Raw genomic sequence first — 2995 nt, 5'->3', positions numbered from 1 at the left:
CTTCAAGTCATATTTCGGCCCAAATGCCGAAATGGCGATCGGCCCGAAGCGGCCCGACGCAGGCGCTAACCTTATCAGACGCCGCTTCCCGAACTCAACCGGCAAGGCCGCAGTGCTCAGGACAGGCAGCGGAGGAAATCTTCAAGTTTCCAAAAGGTTGGAGGGCGCCAACTCCCAACCTGACGGTCAGTTTAATCATCACGCGGCAGCCAATATTGGCTGCGCCGGTACCGCGATTGCCCGAGGCAAACACATTTTTTCAGGAATTGTTATGAAGATACCTGCCTTTGGCGATGTGCCATCCCCTTTGAAGGGCCTTTCCGCATCTGCTGCTTCGGCTGGCGCGACGACGCTTTACTGCACAACGGCGCTTTTCCTGGCCCAGGCGGCAATTGCCGGCGCGGCCGACGTCACGATTGACTCCAACACGACCGAGACCACGACGCAGACCATCGACGAGGACGGCGATACGCTGACGGTGGAGGACGGCGGCATCATCGATACGAGTGCCACGGCGGATGCGAATGGTGTTGAAGCGACGGCGGACAATCAGACCATGATCAACGACGGAACGATCACCGGGAACAAATACGGCATTCACTCTTATGGCGACCAGACAACGCCCCTCAACAATCAAGAGATTATCAATCGTGGCACAATCAATGGGCTGAATGAGGACGGCATCTATGTCGATTGGAGCGACTACGCCACGGTCACCAACGACGGCACGATCATTTCCGGGGCCGATGACGGCATCGCTTTTGACGACAGCCTCTATATCAGGGCCATCAACAACGGAACGATCAAAGCGGCCGATGACGGCATCGATCTCGACCGCAGTGACTATGCCGTGGTCATCAACAACGACACGATCGAATCGGACGAACATGGCTTTGATATCGACGATAGCGAGAATTTCACGGCCATCAACAACGGATCGATCAAAGCGAGTGGCGACGGCGTCGATTTCGACGAAAACAACAAAGGAACGATCATCAACAACAACACGATAGAGGCGGTCAAACACGGCGTCGATATCACCGACAATAACTTGGACACCAAGGTCATCAACAACGGATTGATCGAAGCCGGTGATAACGGCATCAATGTCTGGATTGCCAGCAACGGTACCCAGGTCATCAACAACGGCACCATCGACGGGGACGACTACGGCATCAGGGTCAGAAGCAGCCTTAACGCCGTGATCACCAATAACGGCACGATTGCCGGGGGTGACTATGCGATCCACATAAACGGCATAAGCGATGACGCCACTGTGAACCTTCTGGCCGGCTCGGTGATCGACGGGGGAGTGCTTTTCGACGGCCCCGGCCTGACGCTCAACATCGGTGAGGGGCTGAATCTCTATTTCTCATATGCCGGAACCATCGAAACGCCGAACTTCGATATTCCCCATGTGCATACGAACGGTGTCATCTACACCGTCGATCCATCCGGCTTCGCGCTGTCGCAGGCCTTCATCCAGACGACGGCCGATGCGGTGCACGAGGCGGTGCGCGACGGCGCCGGCCGCGGCAATTCGTTCGGCGGCGGCTTTTCCGGCACCGGCACCTTTGCCTACGGCACCGGCGATCCCGGCTTCGACACCGCCGGCCCGCGCGGCTGGGTGAGCGGCTTCGGCGGCTACCAGCAGCAGAACGGCACCGGCAACACCACCGGCGGCGACCAGGCCTATGGCGGCATCGTCTCCGGCGGCGGCCTTGCCCTCAAAGACCGGATCTACGGCGCCTTCCTCGGCGGGTCCTATGCGCGCCTTGAGACCGATTACGATACGCAAAAGATCGAGGCCGCCTCCTTCTATGGCGGGCTCTATGGCGGAACCCGCTCCGGGCCCTACTGGATCAGCGGCGCGCTGCTTGCCGGCTATAGCGAATTCTCCTCCGACCGGATCGTCGCCAACAACACGGTTACGGGCGGGCTCGAGACGGCCTCGGCCGACTATGGCGGATATTTCATCTCGCCGTCGGTGACGGTCGGGCGCTCCATCGGCGAGCGCACCGAGATCAGCGTCGGCGGGCACTATGCCGGCCTCTTTCTCGACGGGTACACGGAAAGCGGCTCGTCCACCAACCTGACGGTGGCAGGCCGGGCGGCCCATGTGGCGGCGGTGCGGGCAAAGGCCACCTATCTTGCCGGGCAGCAGCAGATGTGGAACGGCCTCGTCTCGGTCGAGACCTGGGCGGGCATCGACGGGGTCTTCAATTTCGGCGACGACGTGGAGGCCAGCGTTGCGGCAGGGGCCTTCGATGCCTTTTCGGCGAGCTTCGCCGATGCCGCCGCCATCGGCTTTGCCGGCATCGGCATCAACCACAGGCCGAACAGCGGCAACTGGTCGATCAACACCTCGCTGGAAGGCCGCTACGGCACCGATGCCTTTACCGAAATCCGCGCCTCCGCCACGGCAGCCGTCACGTTCTAGGGGTACGGTTCCTGTTTGCCGATGCCGGCAGGCCTTCGCCTGCCGCACTTTCGAGACAAGACGCCGAAGACCGCATTTTTGCGAAAGGCTTGCCTCCACGCCCGGCCCGGTGACACGGCGTTCTCGGCAATCGCCGCGCCGGTAACCGCGGGCGGATTGCTGCAGGAGACGATGAGGCCGACCGCCGCCATGTGCGACGCGTCGTCCATACCACCGGCGGTCTCGACATCCATGACATCGTGGTACAGCAAATCGGCGTCGTCATTTTTGTCGACGCCGTATATTCGCCACCCTGAATACTGAATTCGAACCGCTCAATACCCGGTATGGTTGCATGCCGGGTTCCGGAACAGGTGCGCCAGGCGGTATCGGGCGGAAGAAAGCGAAAAAACGCGCATTTTCAAATAATTAACGCGAGATGCGCCGGGTACCTGCAGGTGCCAGCTGACACCAGGCATCCCGAGACAGCGCGGTTTCTGGGCCCATCCGGAATTCTGACTGCAAATCATATTTCGATCCAAATCCTATTGCGAAGCGCGGTTGGCGCCCTGATCC

3 protein-coding genes are annotated in these 2995 nt (G+C 60.3%); 2 read left to right on the top strand and 1 reads right to left on the bottom strand.

Going from position 1 to position 2995, the window contains the following annotated elements; all coding sequences use genetic code 11:
• Together E4M07_RS29440 and E4M07_RS28915 are read left to right on the top strand one after the other, a co-directional pair.
• On the top strand, positions 1 to 275 hold a 275-nt coding region (locus E4M07_RS29440), incomplete at its 5' end, for a hypothetical protein (protein WP_206057435.1).
• Positions 272 to 2440, top strand: coding sequence for an autotransporter domain-containing protein (locus E4M07_RS28915; RefSeq protein WP_169054471.1), 2169 nt, complete (start codon positions 272 to 274; stop codon positions 2438 to 2440). The genes E4M07_RS29440 and E4M07_RS28915, both read left to right, overlap by 4 nt.
• Here E4M07_RS28915 and E4M07_RS28910 read toward each other — a convergent pair.
• Positions 2437 to 2673 carry a hypothetical protein gene (locus E4M07_RS28910; RefSeq protein ID WP_136661883.1) on the bottom strand — a complete coding sequence of 79 codons (237 nt, stop codon included), beginning with the start codon at positions 2671 to 2673 and terminating at the stop codon, positions 2437 to 2439. The genes E4M07_RS28915 and E4M07_RS28910 overlap by 4 nt on opposite strands.
• Between the last annotated feature and the right edge of the window lie 322 nt (positions 2674 to 2995).

This window comes from Nitratireductor sp. XY-223 (assembly GCF_004959855.1).
GTDB lineage: Bacteria > Pseudomonadota > Alphaproteobacteria > Rhizobiales > Rhizobiaceae > Hoeflea_A.
The sequence above is the reverse complement of the archived record's forward strand: the minus strand, read 5'-3'. Positions and strand labels throughout refer to the sequence as shown.

What these genes read in the sequence shown, in the direction of transcription:
- E4M07_RS28910 (WP_136661883.1), bottom strand. Translation starts at nt 2,673, where the DNA reads ATGGATGTCGAGACCGCCGGTGGTATGGACGACGCGTCGCACATGGCG.
- E4M07_RS28915 (WP_169054471.1), top strand. Translation starts at nt 272, where the DNA reads ATGAAGATACCTGCCTTTGGCGATGTGCCATCCCCTTTGAAGGGCCTT.